Consider the following 26,077-nt stretch of genomic DNA (forward strand, 5'->3'; position numbering starts at 1 on the left):
CGCCAAAACGGAAGAGGCTTCACGCCTTGCGTCGCGCGGCCTCGCGGATCAGCGCAGCGAGCGTCTCGCCATCGCCGATGGCGTTCGCCATCAGGAGAATGAGCCGTGCGTTGAAGCGCTGTGCCTCTTCGGTCGAGAGCGTCCGTTGCGCCGCCATTAGCTCGGCATAGAAGCGATCGCCGGCAGGTCCGAGCCGGTCTTGCAGAAGATCGGTCATTGGCCGGCTCCAAGCGTGCGTTTGTGGGCGACGGCAATGTCGTCGGCGCTGGGCGCGACAAACGCTGCCGCGACGTGCTGGTCCGGCCGAACGAGATAGGTGAAACCCTGTCCAAGCCGTTTGAGGGCGTGCCCCTCCAGATCGATCAGGCAGTCTTCGCCGGCCGAGGCATCGGCCACGACCTGGATGACCGGCAAGCCGTTTGCAATCGGCCGGTCCCGCTCCGTGGTCAGCACGCAGAAATCGCCGCCGATTTCGTTGAGCAGCCAAGTCGATCGGTTGCCTTTGAGCACCGGCGCATCGGGCAGAACACTGCCCGGTTTGACGGGAGCGTCTACCCCGGATGCCGTCTGCATCGACATTCCTTCCAGCGAACAGGGCAGCGACAGCCGTCCGGAATTGACGAGGCGCCGGGCAAAGGGCGCGTCAGCCGCAAGCCGAAGGACCTCATCGCGGAAGATGCGCTCCATCTCCGTCTTCGGAGTCATGAAATTGGTCGCGTTGGCGGACTGCGCAATGTTCTCGTCGGCGCCGTGGACACGTTCTTCATTGTAGCTCTCGATCAACGTCTCCGGTGCCTTGCCCTGGATGACCGCCGCGAGTTTCCAGCCGAGATTGTCGACGTCGTGCATGCCGCCATTGCCGCCGCGCGCGCCGAAGGGCGACACCACATGGGCGCTGTCGCCGACGAAGACGACGCGGTCATGGACGAACCGATCGAGCCGGCGGCACTGAAACGTGTAGACCGACACCCAGTCCAGTCCGAACGGCCTGTCGCCGACGATGGCCCGGATGCGCGGGAGAACCTTTTCCGGGCGTTTCTCTTCGAGGGGATCTGCATCCCAGCCGAGTTGCAGGTCGATGCGGTAGATGTTGTCCGGCTGCTTGTGGAGAAGCGCCGATTGCCCTTCGTGAAACGGCGGCTCGAACCAGAAATGCCGCTCGGCCTCGCCGGAGGCGAAGAGATCGTCGTCCATGCGAATGTCGGCGATGAGGAAGCGCTCCTCGAACAGCCGGCCGCTGAACTCCAGACCCATCATGTCGCGCAGCGCAGACCTGGAGCCATCGCAAGCCATCAGCCAGTCGGCGGTTAGATCGTAGGCGCCGAAGGGCGTCTCCACCGAAAGACGCGCGCCATCTCCCTGCTGGCGCAACGCCACGACCTTGTTGCGAAAGCGCAGTTCGATCAGATCTGGGAAGTCCCGGCACCGATCGACCAGATAATGCTCCACGTAATATTGCTGGAGGTTGATGAAGGCCGGCATCTTATGCCCGGCTTCAGGCAGCAGGTCGAAATTGTACACCTCGCGGTCGCGGTGGAAGAGCCGGCCGACCTTCCAAGTGACGCCCTTCGCGAGCATGCGATCGGCGACACCGAGACGATCGAAGATTTCCAACGACCGCTTCGCCCAGCAAATGGCCCGCGAACCGACGGACACAACGTCGTTGTCGTCAAGCACGACGGAAGCCACGCCTTTCAGCGCGAGATCGATCGCCAGAGCCAGACCGATCGGCCCTGCCCCGACGATGACGACCTGATACTGCTCGGGCACCTCACCGCCCGCAAGCTCCGGCGGACAGATCACTTCGAAGGGCGTGTGGGTAAAGGTCGGCATCAGGCAACCTTGCGGGGATGGCAACTACGACCTAAATTATGGCCATAATAATCGGAGCTCGCCATGAACGTGACCGTTGCGGAAATGAAGGCGAACCTGTCGGAAATCCTGCGCAAAGCAGCCGCCGGTGAGGACATTGTCGTGACGCGGCATGGCAAGCCATATGTGAAGCTAAGCGCCGAAAAGTCTGCTCGCACGCTCCCAAGGATTGGCGCGTTCAAGGGGCAGTTCAAGATCGCAGACGATTTCGATGTGCTCGGTCCTGAATGGGACGAGTACGTCAAGTGACCGCCTATCTCGCGGATACCCATGTTCTGATCTGGGCACTCGATGGATCGAAGGAGCTCGCCGCAGAGCACGTGGCGATCCTCAATTCCGATGCGGTGGTCTTCGTCAGCATTGCTTCGCTTTGGGAAATCGCCATCAAGACCGCGCTGGGAAAGCTGGAGGCACCGCCAAAGCTGAACGAACAGATCGAGAGCGCCGGCTTCTCTATTCTTCCGATCGAATTGGCGCACATCGACGCCTTGAAAGATTTGCCGCATTATCATCGCGATCCCTTTGATCGTCTCCTCATCGCTCAAGCGAAAATGGTTGGCTTGACCATTCTGACTTCGGACAGTCAGTTTGCCCGATATGCGGTTGATATCGCCTAAGCCTGAAGCCTCTCCAACCTCAGGCTTGCAGCGCGCTCCACATCGCCTTGTCGCGTTCGGCCGTCCAAATGCGCGGCGTGTCGATGCCGCGGGCCTCGTCATAGGCGCGGGCGACGTTGAACGGGAGGCAGTGCTCGTAGATGGCGTAGCTGGCGAATTTCGGATCGCAGTCGGCGCGCACCGCATCCCACGTCTCTTTCAGCGAGCCACCACGTGCGGCGATGCGCTTTGCCGGACGGTAAGTGCTTTCGACGAAATCGCGTGTGTTCTCGATCGCCTCGCCCACGAGCGCCTTTCCAACGAGCGCGTCGCCGCGGCCAGGCGCGATCGCGTCGACATCGAAGGCCTTGATGGCGTCGAGCGTGCCGCCCCAGTCACCGAAATGGCCATCTCCGCAGTAGCAGGCCGAGTGATATTCGACGATGTCGCCGGTAAACATCACATTGGCGTCCGGCACATGGGCGACGATGTCGCCGGCGGTGTGCGCACGGCCGAGATGCATGAGATCGACGCGGCGCGTGCCGAGATAGACCGTCATACGGCCCGCCAAAGTCTGCGTCGGCCAGGTGAGGCCCGGGATGCTCTCATGGCCCTGGAATAACCGGGGAAAGCGTTCGAATTCCGAATCCCAGTCTTCCTGGCCGCGCTCGACCACCATCGCGCGCGCCTTGTCCGACATGATGATCTCCGAGGCCGCGTACGCCGAGGCACCAAGCACCCGCACGGCGTGGTAATGCGTCAGCACCACGTGCTTGATCGGCTTGTCGGTGACGGAGCGAACCTTTTCGACGACCATGTTGGCCAGCCGCGGCGTCGCCTGCGCATCAACGATCATGACGCTGTCGTCACCGATGATCACGCCCGTATTGGGATCGCCTTCCGCGGTGAATGCCCAGAGATCCCGGCCCACCTCGGTGAACGAGATCTTCTTGTCAGGCATGTCGCCCTGCGACGCGAACGCTTTTGCCATCGGGATCTATTCCTTCTCGTATTTTTCGACGGTCTGCTCGATCGCTCCGAAGATTGAGTGGCCCGTCTTGTCTTTCATTTCGATGCGAACTTTGTCGCCGAACTTCATGAACGGCGTCAGCGGCTTGCCGCCGGCAATCGTTTCGATCATGCGGATCTCCGCGATGCAGGAATATCCCACCCCGCCCTCGCTAACCGGCTTGCCGGGCGCACCGTCGAGCTTGTTGGAAACGGTACCGGAGCCGATGATCGTGCCGGCCGACAATGCACGGGTCTTCGCAGCATGGGCGATCAACTGCGGGAAATCGAAGGTCATGTCCTTGCCGGCATCGGCCCGGCCGAAGGGCTTGCCGTTGAGATCGACCAAGAGCGGCAGATGAAGCTTGCCGCCGTCCCAGGCGTCGCCCAACTCGTCCGGCGTTACCGTCACGGGGGAAAATGCGGATGACGGTTTGGACTGGTAGAAGCCAAAACCCTTGGCCAGTTCGCCGGGGATAAGGCCGCGCAACGAGACGTCGTTGACGAGCATCACGAGCCTTATCGCCGCGCGGGCTTCATGGATCGATGCCCCCATCGGCACGTCGTCGACGATGACGGCGATCTCGCCTTCCATGTCGATTCCATACGCTTCGTCTGCCATGCGGATCGGATCGCGCGGCGGCAGGAAGCTGTCGGATCCGCCCTGATAAATCAGCGGATCCTCCCAGAAGCTTGCCGGCATCTCGGCGCCACGGGCCTTGCGCACCAGTTCGACGTGATTGACGTAGGCGGAGCCATCCGCCCATTGGTAGGCGCGCGGCAGCGGCGAATGGGCATCGTGCTCGTGGAAGCGCATGGTCGGCTGCGAACCCGTCATCATGCCATCGTAAACACGCTCCAGGCGCGGCGCGGTATGGGTCCAGTCGTCGAGCGCGGCCTGCAGCGTGCGCGCGATATGGCCGACCTCGGAACACAGCGTCAGATCCTTCGACACCACAACCAGCCGGCCGTCCCGCGTGCGGTCTTTCAGGGTTGCCAGTTTCATGCGCTCTCTCTCCCGGTTTCGGCCTTTGCGGCCGGCAGTGCGATCTCCAGGCCGTCCCGGCCGATGGTGATGCGACCGTCCCACGTCTCGGCCACCGCCGCCAGCCAGTCGGCTTCGGAAAATTCCGGATCGTCCGCCGGGATGAGATGATGCAGAACGAGGTGACCGACATCGGCCATCGTGGCGATGCGGCCGGCATCCTCCGCCATGGTGTGGCTGGCGATCAGATGTTGCTTCAACCGATCGCCATTGCCGGTGCGCGCGACGAGCCGGTCGACGCCGGCCGCCAGCATGGCTTCATGGACGAGGATATCGGCGCCACGAGCGAAGGCAGCAAGCGGGGCAAAATAGGCTGTGTCGGCCGAAAAGACGATCAGCGCACCGTCGGCTTCGAAACGCAAGGCGAAGCATTCGGTCACCGGCGGATGGTCGACCCGCAGCACCGTAACCCTCAGCCCATTCTCTTCAAGCACCACGCCCTCGGAAAACTCTTTGACGCGGATGAGATCACGGAGATCCGGGCGTCCCTCGTCCGCGATCCTGAGGTCGATGTCGAACCGCATGGATGCAAAGAAGCCGGCAAAATAGTCAGCAAGGCCGGTCGGTCCGTAGACGGTCACCGGCGTCTTCAGCCCTGCCGTCCAGGCGGTGTGGATGAGTGGGCCAAGTTCCAGCACGTGGTCGGAATGCAAATGGGTGATGAAAAAGAGATCGAGTTCGGCCAGCCGGACGCCGGCATCGACGAGACCGCGCGAGACGCCGAGGCCGCAATCGACGACGATCCGTCTCCCCGCAATTTCAAGCAGGGATGACGTCGGCCACGGCCCGCTGCCGCCCTGCGGCAACGGCCGGATGGCGGGACCGCCTTTCGTGCCCAGAAGAACGAGGCGCTGCTTCACGAAGAGCGGCCCTCCGGTGTTCCGTCGAAGCGCCGTTCGAGCCCGTTCCAGCAATCCATGTAGTCGTCCTGCAGCGTCTCCAGTTCCGCTGCGAAGCGGGTCAACTGCTGCGGAAACCGCGTCTCGAACATGAAGGCCATCGTGTTCTCGAGCTTCAGCGGCTTCAATTCGGTGTTGGAGGCCTTGTCGAAGCCCGGCGCATCCGGCCCGTGCGCCAGCATCATGTTGTGCAGGCTCATACCGCCGGGCACGAAGCCCTGTTCCTTGGCATCGTACTGGCCCGTGATCAGGCCCATGAATTCGCTCATGATGTTGCGGTGGTACCAAGGCGGCCGAAACGTGTTTTCCGCCACCATCCAGCGCGGCGGGAAGATCACAAAGTCCACATTCGCCGTACCCGCCTCTTCCGTCGGCGCGGTCAGCACCGTGAAGATCGACGGGTCCGGATGATCGAAGAGGATCGCGCCGACGGGCGAGAATGTGCGCAGGTCGTATTTGTACGGGGTGTAATTGCCGTGCCAGGCGACGACATCGAGCGGAGAATGGCCGATTTCGGTGACATGGAACTGCCCGCACCACTTCACGGTCACCCTGCAGGGCGTTTCCTTGTCTTCGTAGGCAGCGACGGGCGTCTTGAAGTCGCGCGGATTGGCGAGGCAATTGGCACCGATCGGCCCGCGATCCGGCAGCGTGAACTTCGCGCCGTAATTCTCACAGATATAGCCGCGGGCGAAGCCGTCGCTGCCCGGCTCGACGATCGAGACCTTCGCCATCATGCCGCGCGGAAGCAGTGCGATCTCCTGCGGCTCCACATCGATGATGCCCATTTCGGTGAAGATGCGGATCGTGCCGTCCTGAGGGACGATCAGCATCTCGCCATCGGCATTGAAGAAATAATCGTCCACCATGTCCGTATCGAACACATAGGCGTGGGCCGCCATGCCCACCTGGCCGATCGCATCACCCGCCGTGGTCATCGTGCGGATGCCGGCCAGAAAGTTCGTCGGCTCACTGGGGGCCGGCACCGGGTCCCAACGCAGCTGGCCGAGCGCCAGCGAATGGTCATCGAGACAAGGCGCGGACTTCCAAAACGGCATGTCGATCCGCGAAAACCGGCCCGTGTGCTTCACGCTCGGGCGGATGCGGTAGAGCCAGGACCGCTCATTGGTGCCACGCGGTGCGGTGAATGGCGAGCCCGACAGCTGTTCGGCATAGAGCCCGTAGGCAGGCTTCTGTGGAGAGTTTCGGCCCTGGGGCAAGGCGCCGGGAAGCGATTCCGTTTCGAAATCATTGCCGAAGCCCGGCATGTAGCGCGCTGACATGGCGGTTTCCTCCCATCCACGTGAAATTCGTTGCGGATGTAACCGTTCTATTTTGTAACTATCAAGCCGCCGCCTCGAACGGGAGAGATCACCGTGACATCGACCCTGAGACTGGAAGAGTTCCTGCCCTATCGCCTGGCGCGCGCCGCCGAGATCGTCAGCCGCGACTTTGCCGCGCTCTACCGCGAGCGCCACGGCATGACGCGGCCCGAATGGCGCGTCTTCGCCACGATCGGCCAGTTCGGCACGATCACGGCGACGGCGATCGGCGCACATTCGTCCATGCACAAGACGAAGGTCAGCCGCGCCGTGTTCTCGCTGGAAAAGCGTCGATGGATCAACCGGCAAACCGACGGCGCAGATCGACGGGTCGAACGGCTGCAACTGACCCGCGAGGGCATGCTGCGCTTCGCCGAACTGTCGACGATGGCCCAGGCCTATGAAGCTCAACTCGTATCAGCGATCGGCCCCGAGGCCACCGGTCATCTGGTCAAGGCCATGGCGGCACTCGAGACCTATGCGACCGCGCACGGAAGGCCGGACGAGCGTTAGAGCATTAGAATGTGAGGCCTCGCTAACCTGCGTTTGGCGGGGGAACAGGCGAGGATAGCCGGCGTTGGAGTGGCACAGGGACAACGACAAAAGGAGGAAGTGCAATGAAAAAGCTACTTCTCGCATCCACGATGAGCCTGGCACTGATGACAGGTGCCACCTTTGCCCAGGACGCAGGCGCCGGATCTGAAGCCGGTGGCGGCGCGAATGCCGGCGGCGGAGCCGATGCCGGAGGAGCCGACGCAGGTGCAGGCGGCGACGCAGGCGCGGGCGTAGGTGCTGACACCGACGCCGGTGCTGGCACGGACACCGGGGTCGACGCGGACGTCGATGCGGGCGCCGACGTGGGTACTGATACCGGCACAGACGCCGATATCGATGGCGAACTGGATGCCGACACGGAAGTCGATGTCGACGCCGGTGTGGAAACCGAGGGCGTGTTGGGAGATATCGGCTCTGCTTCCGATGATTTCTTCACCGATTCCACCCGCACCGAAGCCGTCGCGCCTGACCAGATCATGACGACGTTCTCGGCACTGACACCGGAAGAGCAACAGATCGTTCTGACGCAATGTGCCGATGCCGTCACGGTAACAGGCGCCTTGGTCGAAATCTGCGAAGTGGTCGTGACGCAGTAGGTCACGCTCGACCTTCAGAGGCTGCCGCTTTCGAGCGGCAGCCTTTTTTGTCGGACGAGCCGGCACTCCCCCGCAATACCTGCAATCCCAAAATTTTGACGGAGACGATGATGAAGAAGCTTTTGTGCGCGACATTTCTTGCGGCCACGCTATCCCCGGCTGCCATGGCCCAGGATGCCACAGGCATGCCGGAAGAAACGGGTGACCTCGTCACCGCGAGCGCAACGCTTGAAGGCGATGGCATCGAGGGCACCGTAACGCTAACCGAAACGCCGACTGGCATCGTCATCATCGAGATCGAGGCGAGCGGGCTCGAACCCGGACCGCACGGCGTGCATCTGCACGAGACGGGCACCTGCGATGCCGAAGGTGGCCATGAATCGGCCGGCGGCCATGTTTCCGGCGATGGCGAGCATGGTGTGCTGAACCCCAACGGTCCACATCCAGGTGATTTGCCGAACGTGCATGTTCAGGAAGACGGCATCGCGCATGCCGAGTTCTTCGTCTCGGATATCGCCCTTTCAGGAGACGCCGGCACGGTCATCCTGGACGACGATGGCGCAGCCTTCATTATCCATGCTGGCGCTGACGACTACATGACCGATCCGGCAGGCGACAGCGGCGACCGCATTGCCTGCGGCGTCATCGAAGCCGCGAACTGATCGTGCTTCGATAGCTTAGACGGTCAGGTGCCGGCGGACGTCTTGACGATCGAGATCTTCCGCCGGCCCCTGATGAACCACTTCGCCGCGATCCATGATGTAGACCTCGTCTGCAAGCTCGCGGCAAAAATCCAGATATTGTTCGACGAGAATGATGGCGAGGCCGGCGTTGTCGCGCAAATAGCGGATCGCCCGCCCGATATCCTTGATAATGGATGGCTGAATGCCTTCCGTCGGCTCGTCCAGCACCAGCAACTTTGGCCGGGTGACGAGCGCCCGGCCGATCGCCAGCTGCTGCTGCTGTCCGCCGGACAAATCCCCTCCGCGCCGACCAAGCATGTCGTTCAGCACTGGAAACAGTTCGAATACGTGATCCGGGATCGTCTTCTGATCGCGCTTCAGGGGCGCAAAGCCGGTTTCCAGATTCTCACGAACCGTCAGCAGCGGGAAAATCTCCCTGCCCTGCGGCACGAAGGCGATACCGGAACGCGCGCGATCATAGGCGGCGCGCCGGCCGAATTCTCGACCCTCGAACCGCACGATGCCTGCACTCAGCGGATGATGGCCGACGATCGCGCGCATCAGGCTGGTCTTGCCGACGCCGTTGCGACCCAGGACGCAGGTGATCTTCGCGGGCTCGGCCTTCATGGACACGCCGCGCAGCGCCTGGGCTGCGCCGTAATGGAGGCTTGCGCCCTCGACCTCAAGCATCGCGACCGTCCTCATCTTTCGCCGCGCGCTTCGGCTGCGATGCCCACACGACGTGCGGCGCGGGCACCAGCCCGCTCAGGCGTAACTCCATGCGTGCCGGTTCGGTCGACGGCAGAGGTTGCATGAGCACCCGCAATCCATGCCAAAATCCCATCGGTTCCTCCTAACGCCCCAGATAGACTTCGATGACGCGTGGATCCTTGCTCACATGATCGAGCGATCCTTCCGACAGGACCGATCCTTCATGAAGGCAGCTGACCTTGACGCCGAGTTCGCGCACGAAATGCATGTCGTGCTCGACCACGATGACGGAATGGTCCTGCGCGATCTCCTTAAGGAGCCTTGCCGTCTCTTCCGTCTCGGCATCGGTCATGCCGGCAACCGGCTCGTCGACCAGCAGAAGCTTCGGGTTCTGCGCGAGCAGCATGCCGATCTCGAGCCATTGTTTCTGGCCATGGCTGAGATTGGCGGCGAGATCATTGCGGCGGGCGGAGAGCCGTGTCGTCTCGAGAATTTCCGAAATCTTGGCGGCGTCGTCGCGGCTCAGCCGATAGAAGAGCTGACCGAGAACACCGCGACCACCCTGCAGCGCCATGAGCAGATTGTCCTCGACGGTGTGGCTTTCGAAGACCGTCGGCTTTTGGAATTTACGCCCGATGCCGAAGGTCGCGATCGCAGGCTCGTCATGCTGCGTCAGGTCGATCGTGCCATCGAAGAACACCTCGCCGCTGTCGGGACGCGTCTTGCCGGTGATGATGTCCATCATCGTCGTCTTGCCGGCACCGTTCGGGCCGATGATAGCGCGCATTTCCCCGCGCTCTAGGTAAAGCGAGAGGTTGTTGATGGCGCGGAAGCCATCGAAGGAGACCGAAACGCCGTTGAGATAGAGCAGCGGCCGGTCTTCCGCTCGGTCTGGAGATGCCTGAACATTCATGGCTCACTCCGCCGGTGTCGGTTTGGCCGCATTCGCGGTGGGCTCGGCTGGCACGCGTCGACGGTCGACACGCGACATCAAGCCGGTGGCGATGCCGAGGATGCCCTTCGGCAGGAAGATCGTGACGAAGACGAAGAGAGCGCCGAGCGCGAACAACCAGAGATCGGGATAGGCGATCGTGAAATAGGACTTGGTGACGTTGACCAGAATTGCCCCGATGATAGGCCCGATCAGCGTTCCGCGTCCGCCGAGCGCGGTCCAGACCACCACTTCGATGGAGTTCGCCGGCGCGAATTCTCCCGGATTGATGATGCCCACCTGCGGCACGTAGAGCGCCCCGGCAATGCCGGCGATAACGGCAGAGACGACGAAGGCAAAGAGCTTCACGTATTCGGGACGATAGCCGAGAAAGCGCGTGCGGCTCTCCGCATCGCGCACGGCGATCATGAGCTTGCCGAGCTTGGAATTGACGATCGCCGAGCAGACGACGAAGGCGATGGCGAGCATGATTGCCGTGGCTGCGAAGAGCGACGCGCGCGTTTCCGGCGCCCGGATCGAGAAGCCGAGGATTTCACGGAAGTCGGTCAGGCCGTTATTGCCGCCAAAGCCCATGTCGTTGCGGAAGAAGGCAAGCAGCAGCGCATAGGTCATCGCCTGGGTGATGATCGACAAATAGACGCCGGTGACCCGGCTTCTGAAGGCGAACCAGCCGAAAACGAAGGCGAGCAGACCCGGAACCACCATCACCATCAGCATGGCGAACCAGAACATGTCGAAGCCCCACCAGTACCAGGGCAGCTCGGTCCAGTTGAGGAACACCATGAAATCGGGCAGATCGGCATTGCCGTAGACGCCGCGCGTGCCGACCTGGCGCATCAGATACATGCCCATCGCGTAGCCGCCGAGCGCGAAGAAGGCGCCATGGCCTAGCGACAGGATCCCGCAATAGCCCCAGACGAGATCGAGAGCGAGCGCGAGCATCGCGTAGCAGAGATATTTGCCCATGAGCGCGACGAGATAGTTCGGCACATAAAGCGGATGATCAGGCGAGAGCAGCAGGTTCGAGGCCGGGACGAAGATCGCGACCGCGACGAGAATCGAAACGACGAGCCAAGCCTTGCCATCAAGACCGCGCAGAAGGGCGTGCGTGATCATGCTTCCACCGCCCTGCCCTTGAGCGCGAACAGGCCGCGGGGACGTTTCTGGATGAAGAGGATGATGGCGACGAGCACCAGTACCTTGGCCAGAACCGCGCCGGTGTAGGGCTCGAGGAATTTGTTGAAGACGCCGAGCGTCATGGCGCCGACCAGCGTGCCCCAGAGATTGCCGACCCCGCCGAAGACGACGACCATGAAGCTGTCGATGATGTAGGTCTGGCCGAGATTGGGCGACACGTTGGAGATCTGCGACAGCGCCACACCCGCAAGGCCGGCGATGCCGGAGCCGAGGCCGAAGGTCATCGCATCGACGAAGGGCGTGCGGATGCCCATCGAGGACGCCATGCGGCGGTTTTGGGTGACGGCGCGCATCTGCAGGCCGAGCGCGGTCTTCTTCATGACAAAGAGAAGCACCGCGAAGACGACGAGCGAGAAGACGATGATCCAGAGCCGGTTGTTGGTGATCGATAGCCCGCCGAACTGGAATGCGCCAGACATCCAGGAAGGGTTGCCGACCTCACGGTTGGACGCGCCGAAGATGGTGCGGATCGACTGCTGCAGAATGAGCGAGATGCCCCAGGTGGCGAGCAGCGTTTCAAGCGGCCGGCCATAGAGGAAACGGATCACCCCACGTTCGATCGCGATGCCCACGATGCCGGTGACAAGGAAGGCCAGAGGCAGGGCGATCGCGAGAGACCAGTCGAACAGCTCGGGATAAGATGTACGGATCACCTGCTGAACGACGAATGTCGTATAGGCGCCGAGCATGACCATCTCGCCATGCGCCATGTTGATGACGCCCATGACGCCGAAGGTGATGGCGAGACCGATGGCGGCAAGCAGCAGCACCGAGCCGAGCGAAAGCCCGTACCAGATGTTCTGGCCCACGTTCCAAAGGGCGAGATTGCGCTCGATCGCGGCGATGCCGGTTTGGATCAGCGGGTGCAGCTCTTCCGGTGCAGTCGACAACGCGCCTTGGAGAATGCCGATCGACTGGCTCCCGCCACGCGCGACGATCGTCTCGACCGCAGCTTCGAAGTCTTCCATCGTGGCGTCGCTGCGCAGGACGGCGACGGCACGGACTTCTTCCATGACGGCACGGACGGCGTCGTCATCTTCGGCCGCAAGCGCTTCGTCGAGTGTTGCGATGCTGTCGGCATTGGCCGAGGCATACATGTCGCGCGCAGCGGCGATGCGGCGCGCGGGATTGGGGCTCATCAATGTGAGCTGGCTGACGGCCGTGCGCACTTCGCGGCGAATGAGATTGTTGACCCGAATTTCCTCGATAGCCGACTGTTCAAGCGTTCCGAGGGCTTCGCCCGTGACCACGTCTGTCGCGATCACGCCGTCGCCATCGGCTTCGGTCGTCACGATCTGACCGGTATCGGTGACGACGAACAGGCTGCCGGCTTCCAGTGCGCGCAGGATCGGCACCAGTGCCACCTCGCCGGTATCCGCGAGTGCGCCGATCACCTCGCCACGATCGCGGAAGCTGCCTTCGGGCAACTGGCGCAACAGATCGATGGCAGGGCTGCCGGGTGGAATGGTTTCCTCCTGCGCGGATGCCGCGATCAACGACATCAGCAGGAAGGCCAATCCGGCGACACAACGTGCGATGGCACGGTCGAATGTCATGAAGCAACTTTCAGCAGGAAACAAAAGGGCGACGCGTTCCAGTTAGGAGGCACGGGAGGCGGCCTTGAGCCGCCTCCCGTGCGTATGAGGACCTGACGGGAAGGATGTCAGGAGCCGCTGCCGCACGTTTCGGTTTCGGTGTTGAAGTTGCCGCACATGACCGGCTCCGTCCAATCGGCTTCCAGGACCGCAGATTCCGGCAGGAAGTCGGACCAGGCATCGCCTTCGACCAGGTCTTCGGTTTCCCAGACAACGTCGAACTGGCCGTCGTCCTGGATTTCGCCGATGAGCACCGGCTTGGTGATGTGGTGGTTCGGAAGCATCACGGCCGTGCCGCCCGTGAGGTTCGGCACTTCGACGCCGACGATGTTCTCGATGACGGCATCCGGCTCGGTCGAGCCAGCCGCCTCGACAGCTGCGACCCACATGTTGAAGCCGATATAGTGAGCTTCCATCGGATCGTTGGTCACGCGCTCTTCGTCGCCGATGAAAGCATGCCAGGCTTCGATGAACTCCGCATTTTCGGGCGTATCGACCGACATGAAGTAGTTCCACGCGGCAAGATGGCCGACCAGCGGAGCGGTATCGAGGCCGGCGAGCTCTTCTTCGCCGACCGAGAAGGCGACGACCGGGATGTCGACGGCGTCGATGCCCTGATTGCCGAGTTCACGGTAGAACGGCACGTTGGCATCGCCGTTGATGGTCGAAACGACCGCCGTCGGCTTGCCGGACGAGCCAAAGGCCTTGATGTCGGACACGATCGTTTGCCAATCGGAATGACCGAACGGCGTGTAGTTGATCATGATGTCTTCTTCGGCAACACCGGCATCCATGAGATACTGCTCGAGGATCTTGTTGGTGGTCTGCGGGTAGACGTAGTCGGTACCGGCAAGCACCCAACGCTCGACGCCGATTTCGTTCATAAGATAGTCGACGGCCGGGATGGCCTGCTGGTTCGGCGATGCGCCGGTATAGAAGACGTTGCGCTGGCTTTCCTCGCCTTCGTACTGGACGGGGTAGAACAGCAGCGAGTTCAGCTCTTCGAAGACCGGCAGGACCGACTTGCGGCAGACCGATGTCCAGCAACCGAACACGGCATCAACTTCCTCGACCTCGATCAGTTCGCGCGCCTTTTCAGCGGCGAGTGGCCAATCCGACGCGATGTCGACGACCACAGGCTCGAGCTGACGGCCAAGAACGCCCCCCTTCTCATTCTGCTGCTCGATGAGCATCAGCATGACGTCCTTGAGCGTCGTTTCCGAGATCGCCATTGTGCCCGAGAGCGAGTGAAGGATGCCGACCTTGATCGGACCTTCATCCTGAGCAAAGGCACCCGTCCAAGCCGTCGACGCTGCAAGCGCCGTAGCTGCGGTCATCATGACCCATTTTTTATTGGTAGCGGCCATCCGTTTTCCCTCCAACGGTTTTGAAATGCACCGCAACAAACCGAGCAAACGCTGTGCCAACTCACCTGAAGGCTTGCGTGGGCTCGGTAAGAGACTGTTCATCTTTGGATTTCGCCCCTTTCAAGGGCGGACTCTCCTCGCCAATTAGGCTGTGGATTGCACATCATATGGGCGCGCAGAGCCGAAAATGAGCAGAAAATATACATTGCGTGAAGCGTGCACATTTTTTCATCTTCCGACGATGCCTTGCCTCTGCAGACTGGAAGGAACAGAAGACGCGCTTTATATGTTGCAATGCACAATCACGAAGGAGACTTGCCTATGGAACAGCGTCACACCGCCATTATCACCGGCTCGACCAGTGGCATCGGTCTCGGCATCGCCAAGGCGCTCGGCCGCGCCGACATGAACATCGTTTTGAACGGTCTGGCAAAAGATGACGACGCGGCCCGCGCTGTCGCCGAAGTGCAGAAGCTGACCAAGGGCAAGGTCGTCTTCAACGGCGCCGACATGACCAAGCCGAAAGAGATCGCCGAACTGGTTCAGTCCGCGGAGACTGAATTCGGAGCGGTCGATGTGCTGGTCAACAATGCCGGCATCCAGCATGTCTCCAAGATCGAAGAATTCCCAATCGAAAAGTGGGATGCGATCATTGCGATCAATCTCACGAGCGCGTTCCACACTATCCGTGCCGCGCTGCCGGGCATGAAGAAGCGCGGCTTCGGACGCATCATCAACATTGCGTCTGCCCACGGCCTCGTCGCTTCGCCCTACAAGTCGGCCTATGTGGCTGCCAAGCACGGCATTCTCGGCCTGACCAAGACAGTGGCGCTGGAAACCGCCGAAAACGGCATCACGATCAATGCAATTTGCCCAGGCTACGTCGAGACGCCGCTGGTCGAGGGCCAGATCGCCGATACCGCGCGCGAACGCGGCATGACCGAGGACGAGGTCAAGGAAAACGTGATCCTGAAGGCTCAGCCGACCAAGGAATTCGTCAGCGTCGAGGAAGTGGCGGACATCGCGCTGTTCCTGACGACACCGTCGGCCAGGTCCATAACCGGGACATCCATTTCCGTCGATGGCGGCTGGACAGCTCAGTGATGCTGGAAGAACCCACGCCTGCTGCCGAGAACAAGCCGTCGGCGCCCGCATCGAAGAGATCGGCCACAAAGACCGTCAACCTCGCCTTGCAAGGCGGCGGTGCGCACGGCGCCTTTACCTGGGGCGTGCTCGACGGTTTGCTCGAAGATGGCCGCATCGAAATTGAAGGCATCTCCGGCACCTCGGCCGGCGCGATGAACGCTGCCATCTACGCATATGGCAACATGGAAGGCGGCCGCGACGGAGCACGCGAGGCACTCGAGCGGTTCTGGCGCGACATGAGCCTCGCCGGCGAGGTCTTTTCGCCCGTGAAGCAATTGCCGTGGGAGAAGCTTCTCGGACCGTATTCGATGAATTCGTCCCTGACCTTCAACACCTTCGACAATCTGACGCGGATGTTCTCGCCCTACGAGTGGAACCCGCTGAACCTCAATCCGCTGCGCGATCTCGTCGCCCGTTCCGTCGACTTCGACAAACTGCATGCGTGCAAGTCGACGAAGCTTTTTGTCTCCGCCACCAATGTCCGCACTGGCAAGGTCAAGGTCTTCACCAATGAGGACGTGACGCTCGACGCCGTCATGGCTTCGGCGTGCCTGCCCTTCATCTACAAGGCCGTCGAGATCGATGGCGAGCACTATTGGGATGGCGGCTATACCGGTAACCCGGCGCTATTCCCGTTTTTCTATAAATGCACGAGCCGTGACGTCGTGGTCGTTCACATCAATCCGATGGTGCGCGATGAAATCCCGATGTCGGCGCCCGACATCATGAACCGTATCAACGAGGTGTCCTTCAATGCCTCGCTCGTGCGGGAATTCCGGGCCATCGACTTCGTGGCACGGCTGATCGACGAGGAATGGCTGAAGGACGAGTACAAGGATCGCCTGAAGAAGATTCTCGTTCACTCCATCCGCTCGGACGATGCGCTCGAAGATCTCGACGTGGCATCGAAATTCGAACTCGGGTGGAGCTTCCTGCAGGACCTGCGAGACCGCGGCCGCCTCTATGCGATGGAGTGGCTCGAGCGCCATTTCGATGACCTGGGTGAACGGGCGACGGTGGACCTGAAGAACGAATATCTAGCGGGATCCGGCGTCTAGGGCGAAAAGCGGAATCGCTTTCGCATCGCCTGGAGCTGGGCTAGTCTGAAGGCTTCGCAAAGATTCCTTGACCCATGACCCTGAACACCCGCACCCATATTCGCTTCCGCCTGAACGAGCGCACGGTGACGCTGAACGCGCTTCGTCCGACCGAGACGCTGCTCGACTTTCTGCGGCTCGAGCGACGCCTGACCGGCACGAAGGAAGGCTGCGCGGAAGGCGATTGCGGTGCGTGTACGGTTCTCGTTGGCCGCCTCAACCGCGATGGCGCGCTGGTCTACGAAACCATGACCTCCTGCATCCGCTTCGTCGCTTCGCTCGACGGCTGCCATGTCGTGACGATCGAGCACCTGAAGGCGAAGGACGGAACACTCCACCCGGTGCAGCAGGCGATGGTCGACCACCATGGATCGCAATGCGGCTTCTGCACGCCCGGCATCGTGATGGCGCTCTATGCGCTCTGGATGCGCGATGCACATCCCAGCCGGCCGACGATCGAAAAGGCGCTGCAGGGCAATCTCTGCCGCTGCACTGGCTATGAACCGATTATCCGCGCTGCCGAGGCCATGGCCGAGATTTCCCAGACGACAGCCGATCCGCTGGAGGCGGAACGTGATGCGGTGCGTGCGCAATTGGCCGAATGGCAGACGGGCGAGACGGTCGACATGGGCGATGGCGCGGATAGACTGATTCTGCCCGCAGACATCGATGCCCTGGCGCAAAGCTTTGCCGCAAACCCGAAGGCGACGATCGTGGCCGGCTCCACCGACGTCGGCCTTTGGGTCACCAAGCAGATGCGCCCCATCGGGCCGCTGATCTTCGTCAAGCAAGTCGAAGGACTGGATGCCATCGAGGAAACGGATGGCGGCATCCGGATCGGTGCAACGGTCAGCTACACCGATGCCAGCGCTATTCTGTCGGAGACATATCCGGCGATGCGCGCCTATTTCGACCGGATCGGCGGCGATCAGGTGCGCAACATGGGCACGATCGGCGGCAATATCGCAAATGGCTCGCCGATCGGCGATACGCCACCGCCGCTGATCGCGCTCGGCGCCACCGTCACGTTGAACAATGCCGGGACGCACCGCACGGTGCCGCTCGAAGAGTTCTTCATCGACTACGGCAAGCAGGACCGGCAGCCCGGCGAGTTCGTCGAACGGATCGACGTTCCAAAACTTTCTGGCAACGAGACCTTCGCCGTCTACAAGATTTCCAAGCGACGCGACGAAGACATCTCGGCGCTCGCCGGTGCTTTCAAGCTGACGATCGAAGCAGGGCGCGTCACCGATGCGCGGATCGCCTTCGGCGGCATGGCAGCGACACCGAAGCGCGCGCGCCACGTCGAGGCAGCGCTTATCGGCCGGGACTGGACCATCGAGACGATAGAGGCCGCCCTGCCCGCTTTCGAAAGCGATTATCAGCCCTTGAGCGACTGGCGCGCCTCCAGTGACTACCGGATGCTGACCGCCAAGAACCTGCTGCGCCGTTTCTTCCTCGAGCAACAGGGCGAGACTGCCAGCCTTAAGCGCTTTGCGGCGGTGGAGGGCTGACGCGATGAACGAAATGAAGCCAATTCGCGGCGAAGCCTTCGAGGCGGAAGCCACCATTCGCGGCGGCGCCCATGTTTCGCAACGCCACGATTCCGCGCACAAGCATGTGACCGGCGAAGCGGTCTATATCGACGACATGGTCGAACCGATCGGCACGCTCCATGGCTGTCTCGGGCTTTCCACCGTCGCCAATGGCGCGATCCTTTCCGTCGATCTCGACGCGGTGCGCGCAGCACCGGGCGTCGTCGGCGTTCTGACGGGCGCCGATATACCCGGCGAGAACGACATCAGCCTGACCGGCCTTCATGACGAACCTGTCTTCGCCGAGACGGAGGTGCTCTTCCACGGGCAGCCGATCTTCGCGGTGATCGCCGAAACGCGCGAGGCGGCACGTCATGCCTGCCTCAAGGCCAAGATTTCCTACGAGGAACGGCCACCCGTCATCGATATTCTCGATACGGCCGACGATCCGCGACTCGTGACGCCCCCGCTGACGCTTGCGCGCGGTGATGTCCAGTCGGCGCTTGCGTCCGCGCCATATCGTCTGGACGGCACGATGCGGATCGGCGGACAAGATCACTTCTATCTGGAAGGCCAGATTGCCATGGCCATTCCCGGCGAAGACGGTGATGTCCAGGTGTTCTCCTCAACCCAGCATCCAAGCGAAGTGCAGCACATGGTCGCCCATGTGCTCGGCGTCCCCTCGAACGCAGTGACGGTGGAAGTGCGCCGCATGGGCGGCGGCTTCGGCGGCAAGGAAACGCAGGGCAACATTTTTGCTGTCGTCGCTGCCGTCGCGGCCAAGCGCTTCGGCCGTGCCGTGAAGGTCAGGCCCGATCGCGACGACGACATGGTGGCGACCGGAAAGCGGCACGATTTCCTCGTCGATTACGACGTGGGCTTCGACGCCGATGGCCGCATCCAGGGCATCGATTACACCTATGCGGCGCGTTGCGGCTACTCCTCTGACCTGTCCGGACCAGTGACGGACCGCGCGCTGTTTCATTGCGACAACGCCTACTACTATCCGGCGGTCAAAGCCGTCTCGGCGCCGCTTTTCACCAACACCGTCTCCAACACCGCCTTCCGCGGCTTTGGCGGTCCGCAGGGCGTGGTTGCCTGTGAGCGCGTGATCGAGGAAATCGCCTACGCGCTCGGCAAGGACCCGCTCGAGGTACGCCGCGCCAATTTCTACGACGCGTCCGGTGTTGATGGCGACCGCAACGTGACGCCCTACCACCAGACCGTCGAAGACAATGTCATTCACCGCGTCGTGGATGAGCTTGAGGCTTCGAGCGACTATCAGGCGCGCCGGGCCGAAATCTTGGCCATCAACCGCGAAAGCCGCATCATCAAGCGCGGCATCGCGCTGACGCCGGTGAAGTTCGGCATCTCCTTCACGGCGACGCACTTCAATCAGGCCGGCGCGCTCGTCCACGTCTACACGGACGGGTCGGTTCACCTGAACCATGGCGGCACGGAGATGGGTCAGGGCCTTTTCACCAAGGTCGCGCAGATCGTGGCGGAAGAATTCCAGATCGATCTCGATCGGGTGAAGATCACGGCGACGACGACCGGCAAGGTGCCGAATACATCGGCCACGGCCGCCTCCTCCGGCACCGATCTTAACGGCATGGCAGCCCAGATTGCGGCGCGCACCATCAAGGACCGGCTGATCGCCTTTGCCGCGGACTTCTATGAAGTGCCTGCCGAATCGATCGTCTTTTCGGCCAACCGCGTCGATGTCGGTGGCCATCCCATGTCCTTTGCCGAACTGGTCAAGGAAGCCTATGTCGCCCGCGTGCAGCTTTCCGCGGCTGGCTTCTACAAGACACCCAAGATCCACTGGGACCGCGACAAGGGATCCGGACGGCCCTTCTATTACTACGCCTATGGCGCTGCCTGTTCGGAAGTGTCGATCGATACGCTGACCGGCGAATACCAGGTGGAACGCACCGACATCCTCCACGATGTCGGCAAATCGCTCAATCCCGCGATCGATCTCGGACAGGTAGAGGGCGGCTTCATCCAGGGCATGGGTTGGCTGACGACGGAAGAGCTGTGGTGGGACGGCAAGGGGCGCCTGCGCACCCACGCACCCTCGACCTACAAGATCCCACTGGCGTCCGACCGGCCGCTGATCTTCAACACACGCCTCGCCGAGTGGTCGGAGAATGCCGAGCGCGCCGTCCGCCGCTCCAAGGCCGTCGGCGAGCCGCCATTGATGCTGGCCGTCTCGGTCCTCGAAGCACTGTCGATGGCTGTCGCGAGCACAGCCGACTACCGCGTCTGCCCGCGGCTCGACGCTCCGGCAACACCGGAACGGGTGCTGATGGCGATCGAGCGATTGAAACAAGCCGACGCGGCATGATCACGCCCGAAGCGGTCTCGCGCTTCATCGAAGAGCAAGGGGCCGCAGTGCTGGTCACCATCTGTCAGGCTAAGGGCTCCGTGCCGCGCGAGCCCGGGGCCTGGATGCTGGTGGGCAAGGATCGGCTCCTGAACACGATCGGCGGCGGTCAGCTCGAATTTACCGCAACACATCATGCAAGGGCGATCCTAACAGGCGAGCAGACGGACATGCGCCTCGACGTGCCGCTCGGCCCGGCAATCGGGCAGTGCTGCGGCGGTCATGTATCGCTCGAATTCAGGCGGCTAACCGATTCCGAAAACTTAGAAGTTCACGAGCGCGTCGCCGCTGGCCTGGAAGCGAGGCCCCATGTCTATCTCTTCGGGGCCGGCCATGTTGGCCGGGCCCTTGCGCACGCGCTGAGCCTGCTGCCGTTCCGCACCATCATAGTCGAGACACGGGCCGAAACGCTCGTCGATCTCCCCTCCAGCGTCGAGACTACATTGACGCCGCTGCCGGAAGAGGTGGTTGCTTCGGCGCCCGCCGGCTCCGCCTTCGTCGTTTTCACTCATGAGCACGCGCTCGACTTTCTGGTGACCAAAGCTGCGCTGGAACGAGACGACGCCGCCTATGTCGGCATGATCGGCTCGGACACCAAACGCGCGACGTTTGAAAGCGCGTTCCGGCGGGAAGGCGGCGACCCGAGACGTCTTCAAGCGCTCACCTGCCCGATCGGCGCCAAGCTCTCGGACAAGCGACCAGAGATCATTGGCGCACTGGTCGCTGCGGAACTCGTCGCAGTGCTCGTTTCAGGAAAATAAGTCCGGATCGCCACGCCGCCGGCGGCCTTGCATCAGTCCCAAATCCCGAAGACGATCCTCGGGCAGTGAACACGGATCAATTCGGCTGATCCGTGGCCGGCGCTGAAGATGCGCCGACAGCTCCCGGCTGATGCGTATAAAAAGGCGCGCGAAAAGCGGCGCGCGGACGATGTCCACCCGTTCCATGACCAAATCTCCGGCCTCGTCTTTGTCTTGCTGGTTGTCGATGATGTGCCGTGACGATAGGCTGGAAACGAGCCGGCGATCCAATGGGAAGATCGCAAGCGCCCATTAAGAGGCCTTATGCATGGACCCGCTGCCGCCGCTGAACGCACTGCGTGCCTTCGAGGCGGTCAGCCGCCATATGAGCTTCACCCGCGCCGCCGACGAGCTCGGCATGACGCAATCGGCAGTCAGCTACCAGATCAAGCTTCTGGAGGATCGTGTCGGCACGCCGCTTTTTCTGCGCAAGCCGCGCCAGATCGTGCTCAGCGATGTGGGCGGGCGGCTCGCGCCGATGATACGGGAAGCCTTTGCGACGATGCGAGAGGCCGTCGCCAGCCTCAACGGGGATACCTCCCGCACGCTCGTCATCAACACGCTGCAGACTTTCGCGGCTCGCTGGCTGGTAACGCGACTCGGCTCGTTTCAGCTCGCCCATCCGGACATCGCCGTCAGGCTGGTAACCGCGCACACCTACGTCGATTTCGACCGTGAGGAGGTCGATGTCGCGATCAGGGTCGGCACCGGTCCCTGGCCGGGTCTTGCGCGTCACAAACTGATGGACGTTCGCTTCACGCCCATGCTGAGCCCGTCGCTTGCCGAGACGATCGGCGGCGTGAAGGAGCCGGCCGATATCCTCAAGCTGCCGATCCTCGCGCCGCGCGACCATTGGTGGCCGCTCTGGCTGAATGCCGCGGGTCTGGACCCGGATGCGCTGAAGAACCGACCGGACCACCGGATGAGCGCACAGGCGCTCGAAGCGGGCATGGCGATCGCCGGCATCGGTGTCGGCATTCTGACGCCGGAATTTTATCCGAGCGAATTGGCGCTTGGCCAGTTGATCCAGCCTTTCGACATCATTTGCACGGACGACACAGCCACCCACTGGCTCGTCTACGCGGAAAGCCGCCGCAACGCCCCGCAGATCCGCGCCTTCCGCAACTGGATTCTTTCACAAGCAGGCGTCGAAGGTGGTTGATGCATTGCACAAGGGCCTTTTCGCACCCAAGCGTCTCACGCTAAGGATCGGAACCGCATAAACGGGGTCGAACCATGTATGAATACGCGATCGCCTGGGAATGGCTGTCTTTTGCCGTGCGCTGGCTGCACGTCATCACCGCCATCGCCTGGATCGGCTCGTCCTTCTACTTCATCGCGCTGGATCTCGGCCTGACGAAGCGCCCGGGAATGCCCGTGGGTGCGAGCGGCGAGGAATGGCAGGTGCATGGCGGCGGCTTCTACCACATCCAGAAATACATGGTCGCCCCGGCCGCCATGCCGGAGCACCTCACCTGGTTCAAATGGGAAAGCTATGCGACCTGGCTTTCCGGCTTCGCGATGCTCGCCGTCGTCTATTATGCCGGCGCGGATCTCTACCTGATCGACCGCAGTGTCCTCGACGTTTCGGCACCCGTCGCGACCCTGATCTCGCTAGCCTCGCTCGGCTTCGGCTGGGTGCTCTACGACCAGCTCTGCAAGTCTCCGATCGGCAAACATACGACCGGCCTGATGATCGTGCTCTACGGCGTGCTGGTGGCCATGGCCTGGGGCTACACCCAGCTCTTCACCGGGCGCGCGGCGTTCCTGCATCTCGGTGCGTTCACCGCGACGATCATGTCGGCCAACGTGTTTCTCATTATCATCCCGAACCAGAAGATCGTGGTGGCCGACCTGAAGGCCGGCCGTGCGCCCGATCCACGCCTCGGGCTGCAGGCCAAGCAGCGCTCGCTACACAACAACTACCTGACGCTGCCCGTTATCTTCCTGATGCTGTCGAACCACTATCCGTTGGCGTTCGGCACGGCCTACAATTGGGTGATCGCCTCGCTCGTCTTCCTGATGGGCGTGACGATCCGGCACTGGTTCAACACCAAGCACGCCCGCAAGGGCTCGCCGACCTGGACGTGGATCGTGACGCTGGTGATCTTCATCGTCATCATGTGGCTGTCCACCGTCCCCCGCCAGGTTACGGAGGACGGTGTCGAAGCTGCCGGTGCTGTGGCCCCGGCCTTCGCGGCATTCGCGGAAGACGTGCATTTCGACGAGGCGCGCGACACCATCCAGGGACGCTGCTCCATGTGTCATGCGGCAGAGCCGGTCTGGGAAGGCATCCACCGTGCACCCAAGGGCGTTCTTCTCGAAACAGATGCGGAGATTGCAGCCCACGCCCGCGAGATCTACCTGCAATCCGGCCGCAGCCACGCCATGCCGCCCGGCAATTTGACGGCGATGACCGAAGCGGAGCGCTCGCTGATCAGCGCCTGGTATGAAAGCGCTGCGTATGGAGCAGACCGATGAGCGCGCGCCTGCTGCGCGGAAGGCTGCTCTCCTTCACGCGCAGACCTGAAGCCGCCGACGACCACACAAGCTACCGTTACGAGGAAGATGGCGGCCTTCTGATGCAGGATGGGCGCATCAAGGCGATCGGGCCCTTCAAGCAGGTGAAGGCGATGGCACCGGAGAACGCGGCTGTCATCGATCATCGGCCGTACCTCATCATGCCGGGCTTCATCGATCCGCATATCCATTATCCGCAGATGCAGGTCGTCGGCTCCTATGCCGGCTCACTTCTGGAATGGCTGAACACCTACACCTTCATCGAGGAACAGCGCTTCGACGACGAAATCCACTCGGCGCGGATCGCCGGGCGCTTTTTCGACGAACTCGTGCGCCACGGCACGACGACGGCGGTCGCCTATTGTTCGGTGCACCGCTCGAGCGCCGACAATTTCTTCGCCGAAGCGAGCCGCAGGAACCTGCGCATGATCGCCGGCAAGGTGATGATGGACCGCAACGCGCCGGAAGCTTTGACCGATACGCCGCAATCGTCGTTCGAAGACACGCAACACGTGATCGACCGCTGGCACGGCAAGGGACGCAACCTCGTTGCCATTACGCCGCGCTTCGCCATCACGTCCTCGCCCGAACAGATGGAGATGGCGCAAGCGCTGGCCAAGCGGAATCCGGATCTTCACATCCAGACGCATCTTTCTGAAAACAAGGCGGAAATCGAATTCGCCTGCGAGCTCTATCCGAGCGCCAAGGACTACACCGACATCTACGCGCGCTATGGCCTGCTCGGACCACGCACGCTTCTCGGCCACGCCATCCATTTGAGTGATCGCGAGTTGGGCGCGTTGGCGGAGGCAGATGCGGTGCCCGTTTCTTGCCCGACCTCGAACCTCTTCCTCGGCAGCGGCCTCTTCGACCTGCGCCGCGTGGAGAAGGCCGGCCTGCGCGCGGCCTTTGCCACCGACATCGGCGGTGGCACGAGCTATTCGATGCTGCGCACGATGGACGAGGCCTACAAGGTGCAGCAACTGGCCGGCAACCGCATGCCACCACTCGAAAGCGCATGGCGCATGACGCGCGGCAATGCCGATGCGCTGGGCCTCACCGACCAGGTCGGCACACTGGACGAAGGCTCCGAAGCGGATGTCGTGGTGCTCGACGCCCAGGCGACACCCGCCATGGCGCTGAAGATGGAACGGGTTACCACGCTTTCGGAGGAGCTATTCCTGCTGCAGACCATGGGTGACGACCGTGCCATCCGCGAAGTCTACGTTGCCGGCGAGCCGGGCAAATCGGCGCTGATGCATTGAAGCGGCGTGGTCGCCCCGCGATGGGGACGACCTTTGTGATCGCCGGATCAACTACCACGATAGGTCGAGTAGCCGTACGGCGATATCAGTAGCGGCACATGGTAGTGGGCGCCGGCATCGGCGATGCCGAAACGGATCGGCACGACGTCGAGAAAGGCGGGCTCGGGAAGAGGCTGCGCCTGCGCCCGCAGATAGTCGCCTGCGTGGAAGACCAACTCGTAGGTTCCTGCCGACAGGCTTTCGCCCGCGAGCAGCGGTGCATCGCAGCGCCCGTCGGAATTGGTCGTGACGCTTTTGAGTTGGACGCGCTCGGAGCCTTCGAGCCTGAACAGCTCGATCGCTAGGCCGGAAGCCGGACGTCCCGATGCGGTGTCGAGGACATGGGTGGTCAGTCGGCCGCCTTCGCTCATGGCGCATCCCTTTTCGTCAAGTCGGCCGCCTCGATGACGAAGGGCTCGGAATAGAAGTATTCTTTGAGATTGAGCCCAGGCCCTTCCCGGTCGACGACCAGGAAGTCGCTGATTTCATCAAGAGCCAGAAGCGGGTGATGCCAGACATTGCGACCATAGCTGATGCCTTGCGTGCCTGACGCGCGGAACACACGCGGCCGCGCGGGCCTGCCATTCTCATCCTCGGCGACGGCAAGCAGCCAGTCGCGCTTGTCGAGCGGATAGAAGGCTTGGCTCCCGTCCGGGTGGCGTTCCATCATGGCAATGGAAAACGGAAAAGCCCGTGGCTGCCCGCGAAAGAGGCTGACGATCGTGCGGCCTTCCGCATCCGTGTCGCTGACGGCGAGCCGATGGAAGCGCTCGGTCGTGCCGCCATTGATGAGCCGCAGTTCCGCTCCCTCGGTCTCCATGACCGACCCGAAAGGTGCGAAAGCCTCCCGCGTCAGCGGTTCGACGGTGAGGATCAGCGCAGCCAAGC

The 26,077-nt window shown here is 62.3% G+C and carries 27 protein-coding genes; 13 read left to right on the plus strand and 14 right to left on the minus strand.

Translation table 11 applies throughout. The features are described 5' to 3' along the window. Positions 1–19: 19 nt before the first annotated feature. Together GC125_RS13545 and GC125_RS13550 are read right to left on the minus strand one after the other, a co-directional pair. On the minus strand, positions 20–217 hold the full coding sequence (locus GC125_RS13545) for a DUF2783 domain-containing protein (protein ID WP_151986122.1): 198 nt from the start codon (positions 215–217) through the stop codon (positions 20–22). Next, on the minus strand, positions 214–1,833 hold the full coding sequence (locus GC125_RS13550) for an FAD-dependent oxidoreductase (protein ID WP_151986123.1): 1,620 nt from the start codon (positions 1,831–1,833) through the stop codon (positions 214–216). Before GC125_RS13550 ends, GC125_RS13545 begins: the two co-directional genes overlap by 4 nt. A gap of 63 nt (positions 1,834–1,896) precedes the next feature. On the opposite strand from GC125_RS13550, the gene GC125_RS13555 reads away from it, so the two are divergent. Beyond that, on the plus strand, positions 1,897–2,121 hold the full coding sequence (locus tag GC125_RS13555) for a type II toxin-antitoxin system Phd/YefM family antitoxin (RefSeq protein WP_151986124.1): 225 nt from the start codon (positions 1,897–1,899) through the stop codon (positions 2,119–2,121). After that, the gene (locus tag GC125_RS13560) at positions 2,100–2,489 is read left to right on the plus strand and encodes a type II toxin-antitoxin system VapC family toxin (RefSeq protein ID WP_199864573.1); all 390 of its coding nucleotides are present in this window, start codon (positions 2,100–2,102) and stop codon (positions 2,487–2,489) included. The genes GC125_RS13555 and GC125_RS13560 overlap by 22 nt, the downstream gene beginning before the upstream one ends. 19 nt (positions 2,490–2,508) lie before the next feature. On the opposite strand, the gene GC125_RS13565 is transcribed toward GC125_RS13560, so the two are convergent. From GC125_RS13565 to hmgA, 4 genes are read right to left on the minus strand one after another with little or no spacing between them, the layout of a single operon-like run. Further along, positions 2,509–3,459, minus strand: a complete 951-nt coding sequence (locus GC125_RS13565) for an MBL fold metallo-hydrolase (RefSeq protein WP_151986126.1) — start codon at positions 3,457–3,459, stop codon at positions 2,509–2,511. A gap of 6 nt (positions 3,460–3,465) precedes the next feature. Next, the gene (locus GC125_RS13570) at positions 3,466–4,482 is read right to left on the minus strand and encodes a fumarylacetoacetate hydrolase family protein (RefSeq protein ID WP_151986127.1); all 1,017 of its coding nucleotides are present in this window, start codon (positions 4,480–4,482) and stop codon (positions 3,466–3,468) included. Then, positions 4,479–5,381, minus strand: a complete 903-nt coding sequence (locus tag GC125_RS13575; protein WP_151986128.1) for an MBL fold metallo-hydrolase — start codon at positions 5,379–5,381, stop codon at positions 4,479–4,481. The genes GC125_RS13570 and GC125_RS13575 overlap by 4 nt, the downstream gene beginning before the upstream one ends. After that, the gene (gene hmgA, locus GC125_RS13580) at positions 5,378–6,703 is read right to left on the minus strand and encodes a homogentisate 1,2-dioxygenase (RefSeq protein WP_151986129.1); all 1,326 of its coding nucleotides are present in this window, start codon (positions 6,701–6,703) and stop codon (positions 5,378–5,380) included. The genes GC125_RS13575 and hmgA overlap by 4 nt, the downstream gene beginning before the upstream one ends. A 93-nt stretch (positions 6,704–6,796) precedes the next feature. Between hmgA and GC125_RS13585 the strand changes: the two genes are divergently transcribed. From GC125_RS13585 to GC125_RS13600, 3 genes are all read left to right on the plus strand, one after another. Further along, on the plus strand, positions 6,797–7,255 hold the full coding sequence (locus tag GC125_RS13585) for a MarR family winged helix-turn-helix transcriptional regulator (RefSeq protein ID WP_353617082.1): 459 nt from the start codon (positions 6,797–6,799) through the stop codon (positions 7,253–7,255). Positions 7,256–7,359: 104 nt separating this feature from the next. Continuing rightward, positions 7,360–7,893, plus strand: coding sequence for a hypothetical protein (locus GC125_RS20040; protein WP_199864574.1), 534 nt, complete (start codon positions 7,360–7,362; stop codon positions 7,891–7,893). Between the two features lie 110 nt (positions 7,894–8,003). Beyond that, the gene (locus tag GC125_RS13600) at positions 8,004–8,555 is read left to right on the plus strand and encodes a superoxide dismutase family protein (RefSeq protein WP_151986132.1); all 552 of its coding nucleotides are present in this window, start codon (positions 8,004–8,006) and stop codon (positions 8,553–8,555) included. A gap of 15 nt (positions 8,556–8,570) precedes the next feature. On the opposite strand, the gene urtE is transcribed toward GC125_RS13600, so the two are convergent. The 5 genes from urtE to urtA all read right to left on the minus strand — a co-directional run bounded on the left by urtE (position 8,571) and on the right by urtA (position 14,398). Beyond that, positions 8,571–9,266 carry an urea ABC transporter ATP-binding subunit UrtE gene (gene urtE, locus GC125_RS13605; RefSeq protein WP_151986133.1) on the minus strand — a complete coding sequence of 232 codons (696 nt, stop codon included), beginning with the start codon at positions 9,264–9,266 and terminating at the stop codon, positions 8,571–8,573. A 163-nt stretch (positions 9,267–9,429) separates the two neighbouring features. Beyond that, positions 9,430–10,200, minus strand: coding sequence for an urea ABC transporter ATP-binding protein UrtD (urtD, locus tag GC125_RS13610; protein ID WP_151986134.1), 771 nt, complete (start codon positions 10,198–10,200; stop codon positions 9,430–9,432). 3 nt (positions 10,201–10,203) lie between these two features. After that, entirely contained in the window at positions 10,204–11,355 is a 1,152-nt protein-coding gene (gene urtC, locus GC125_RS13615; protein WP_151986135.1) for an urea ABC transporter permease subunit UrtC, read from the minus strand. Beyond that, positions 11,352–12,992, minus strand: coding sequence for an urea ABC transporter permease subunit UrtB (gene urtB / locus GC125_RS13620; RefSeq protein ID WP_286165514.1), 1,641 nt, complete (start codon positions 12,990–12,992; stop codon positions 11,352–11,354). Before urtB ends, urtC begins: the two co-directional genes overlap by 4 nt. A gap of 107 nt (positions 12,993–13,099) precedes the next feature. Then, the gene (gene urtA / locus GC125_RS13625; protein WP_502706061.1) at positions 13,100–14,398 is read right to left on the minus strand and encodes an urea ABC transporter substrate-binding protein; all 1,299 of its coding nucleotides are present in this window, start codon (positions 14,396–14,398) and stop codon (positions 13,100–13,102) included. Positions 14,399–14,719: 321 nt separating this feature from the next. Here urtA and GC125_RS13630 point away from each other — a divergent pair, with 321 nt between their 5' ends. From GC125_RS13630 to xdhC, 5 genes are all read left to right on the plus strand, one after another. Then, positions 14,720–15,502: a 3-hydroxybutyrate dehydrogenase gene (locus tag GC125_RS13630; RefSeq protein ID WP_151986136.1), complete on the plus strand. Its 783-nt coding sequence runs from the start codon at positions 14,720–14,722 to the stop codon at positions 15,500–15,502. Next, positions 15,502–16,602 (plus strand): patatin-like phospholipase family protein, encoded by a 1,101-nt coding sequence (locus tag GC125_RS13635; protein WP_151986137.1) that lies wholly within the window; start codon positions 15,502–15,504, stop codon positions 16,600–16,602. Before GC125_RS13630 ends, GC125_RS13635 begins: the two co-directional genes overlap by 1 nt. A 74-nt stretch (positions 16,603–16,676) precedes the next feature. Then, positions 16,677–18,155 (plus strand): xanthine dehydrogenase small subunit, encoded by a 1,479-nt coding sequence (gene xdhA, locus GC125_RS13640; RefSeq protein WP_151986138.1) that lies wholly within the window; start codon positions 16,677–16,679, stop codon positions 18,153–18,155. Between the two features lie 13 nt (positions 18,156–18,168). Further along, positions 18,169–20,526, plus strand: a complete 2,358-nt coding sequence (xdhB, locus tag GC125_RS13645; protein ID WP_151987915.1) for a xanthine dehydrogenase molybdopterin binding subunit — start codon at positions 18,169–18,171, stop codon at positions 20,524–20,526. Next, positions 20,523–21,326, plus strand: coding sequence for a xanthine dehydrogenase accessory protein XdhC (gene xdhC / locus GC125_RS13650; protein ID WP_151986139.1), 804 nt, complete (start codon positions 20,523–20,525; stop codon positions 21,324–21,326). Before xdhB ends, xdhC begins: the two co-directional genes overlap by 4 nt. Here the strand turns inward: xdhC and GC125_RS13655 are convergent. Beyond that, positions 21,315–21,596 carry a hypothetical protein gene (locus GC125_RS13655; RefSeq protein ID WP_151986140.1) on the minus strand — a complete coding sequence of 94 codons (282 nt, stop codon included), beginning with the start codon at positions 21,594–21,596 and terminating at the stop codon, positions 21,315–21,317. The genes xdhC and GC125_RS13655 overlap by 12 nt on opposite strands. Positions 21,597–21,633: 37 nt before the next feature. Here GC125_RS13655 and GC125_RS13660 point away from each other — a divergent pair, with 37 nt between their 5' ends. The 3 genes from GC125_RS13660 (at position 21,634) to guaD (ending at position 25,150) form a co-directional block, all read left to right on the plus strand. Beyond that, positions 21,634–22,527, plus strand: coding sequence for a LysR substrate-binding domain-containing protein (locus tag GC125_RS13660; RefSeq protein ID WP_151986141.1), 894 nt, complete (start codon positions 21,634–21,636; stop codon positions 22,525–22,527). Positions 22,528–22,601: 74 nt separating this feature from the next. Continuing rightward, positions 22,602–23,846: a urate hydroxylase PuuD gene (locus tag GC125_RS13665; RefSeq protein ID WP_151986142.1), complete on the plus strand. Its 1,245-nt coding sequence runs from the start codon at positions 22,602–22,604 to the stop codon at positions 23,844–23,846. After that, entirely contained in the window at positions 23,843–25,150 is a 1,308-nt protein-coding gene (gene guaD, locus GC125_RS13670; protein WP_151986143.1) for a guanine deaminase, read from the plus strand. The genes GC125_RS13665 and guaD overlap by 4 nt, the downstream gene beginning before the upstream one ends. A 47-nt stretch (positions 25,151–25,197) precedes the next feature. Here guaD and uraH read toward each other — a convergent pair whose 3' ends face one another. Both uraH and GC125_RS13680 read right to left on the minus strand, forming a co-directional pair. Then, positions 25,198–25,560, minus strand: coding sequence for a hydroxyisourate hydrolase (uraH, locus tag GC125_RS13675; protein ID WP_151986144.1), 363 nt, complete (start codon positions 25,558–25,560; stop codon positions 25,198–25,200). After that, on the minus strand, positions 25,557–26,075 hold the full coding sequence (locus GC125_RS13680; RefSeq protein WP_151986145.1) for an ureidoglycolate lyase: 519 nt from the start codon (positions 26,073–26,075) through the stop codon (positions 25,557–25,559). The genes uraH and GC125_RS13680 overlap by 4 nt, the downstream gene beginning before the upstream one ends. Between the last annotated feature and the right edge of the window lie 2 nt (positions 26,076–26,077).

This window comes from Rhizobium sp. EC-SD404 (assembly GCF_902498825.1).
GTDB lineage: Bacteria > Pseudomonadota > Alphaproteobacteria > Rhizobiales > Rhizobiaceae > Georhizobium.

Bases quoted from the DNA above. Each gene is read 5' to 3' on its own strand.
- GC125_RS13545 (WP_151986122.1), bottom strand. From the start codon at position 217: ATGACCGATCTTCTGCAAGACCGGCTCGGACCTGCCGGCGATCGCTTC.
- GC125_RS13550 (WP_151986123.1), bottom strand. From the start codon at position 1,833: ATGCCGACCTTTACCCACACGCCCTTCGAAGTGATCTGTCCGCCGGAG.
- GC125_RS13555 (WP_151986124.1), top strand. From the start codon at position 1,897: ATGAACGTGACCGTTGCGGAAATGAAGGCGAACCTGTCGGAAATCCTG.
- GC125_RS13560 (WP_199864573.1), top strand. From the start codon at position 2,100: ATGGGACGAGTACGTCAAGTGACCGCCTATCTCGCGGATACCCATGTT.
- GC125_RS13565 (WP_151986126.1), bottom strand. From the start codon at position 3,459: ATGGCAAAAGCGTTCGCGTCGCAGGGCGACATGCCTGACAAGAAGATC.
- GC125_RS13570 (WP_151986127.1), bottom strand. From the start codon at position 4,482: ATGAAACTGGCAACCCTGAAAGACCGCACGCGGGACGGCCGGCTGGTT.
- hmgA (WP_151986129.1), bottom strand. From the start codon at position 6,703: ATGTCAGCGCGCTACATGCCGGGCTTCGGCAATGATTTCGAAACGGAA.
- GC125_RS20040 (WP_199864574.1), top strand. From the start codon at position 7,360: ATGAAAAAGCTACTTCTCGCATCCACGATGAGCCTGGCACTGATGACA.
- GC125_RS13600 (WP_151986132.1), top strand. From the start codon at position 8,004: ATGAAGAAGCTTTTGTGCGCGACATTTCTTGCGGCCACGCTATCCCCG.
- urtE (WP_151986133.1), bottom strand. From the start codon at position 9,266: ATGCTTGAGGTCGAGGGCGCAAGCCTCCATTACGGCGCAGCCCAGGCG.
- urtD (WP_151986134.1), bottom strand. From the start codon at position 10,200: ATGAATGTTCAGGCATCTCCAGACCGAGCGGAAGACCGGCCGCTGCTC.
- urtC (WP_151986135.1), bottom strand. From the start codon at position 11,355: ATGATCACGCACGCCCTTCTGCGCGGTCTTGATGGCAAGGCTTGGCTC.
- urtB (WP_286165514.1), bottom strand. From the start codon at position 12,992: ATGACATTCGACCGTGCCATCGCACGTTGTGTCGCCGGATTGGCCTTC.
- urtA (WP_502706061.1), bottom strand. From the start codon at position 14,398: ATGGCCGCTACCAATAAAAAATGGGTCATGATGACCGCAGCTACGGCG.
- GC125_RS13630 (WP_151986136.1), top strand. From the start codon at position 14,720: ATGGAACAGCGTCACACCGCCATTATCACCGGCTCGACCAGTGGCATC.
- GC125_RS13635 (WP_151986137.1), top strand. From the start codon at position 15,502: ATGCTGGAAGAACCCACGCCTGCTGCCGAGAACAAGCCGTCGGCGCCC.
- xdhA (WP_151986138.1), top strand. From the start codon at position 16,677: ATGACCCTGAACACCCGCACCCATATTCGCTTCCGCCTGAACGAGCGC.
- xdhB (WP_151987915.1), top strand. From the start codon at position 18,169: ATGAAGCCAATTCGCGGCGAAGCCTTCGAGGCGGAAGCCACCATTCGC.
- xdhC (WP_151986139.1), top strand. From the start codon at position 20,523: ATGATCACGCCCGAAGCGGTCTCGCGCTTCATCGAAGAGCAAGGGGCC.
- GC125_RS13660 (WP_151986141.1), top strand. From the start codon at position 21,634: ATGGACCCGCTGCCGCCGCTGAACGCACTGCGTGCCTTCGAGGCGGTC.
- GC125_RS13665 (WP_151986142.1), top strand. From the start codon at position 22,602: ATGTATGAATACGCGATCGCCTGGGAATGGCTGTCTTTTGCCGTGCGC.
- guaD (WP_151986143.1), top strand. From the start codon at position 23,843: ATGAGCGCGCGCCTGCTGCGCGGAAGGCTGCTCTCCTTCACGCGCAGA.
- uraH (WP_151986144.1), bottom strand. From the start codon at position 25,560: ATGAGCGAAGGCGGCCGACTGACCACCCATGTCCTCGACACCGCATCG.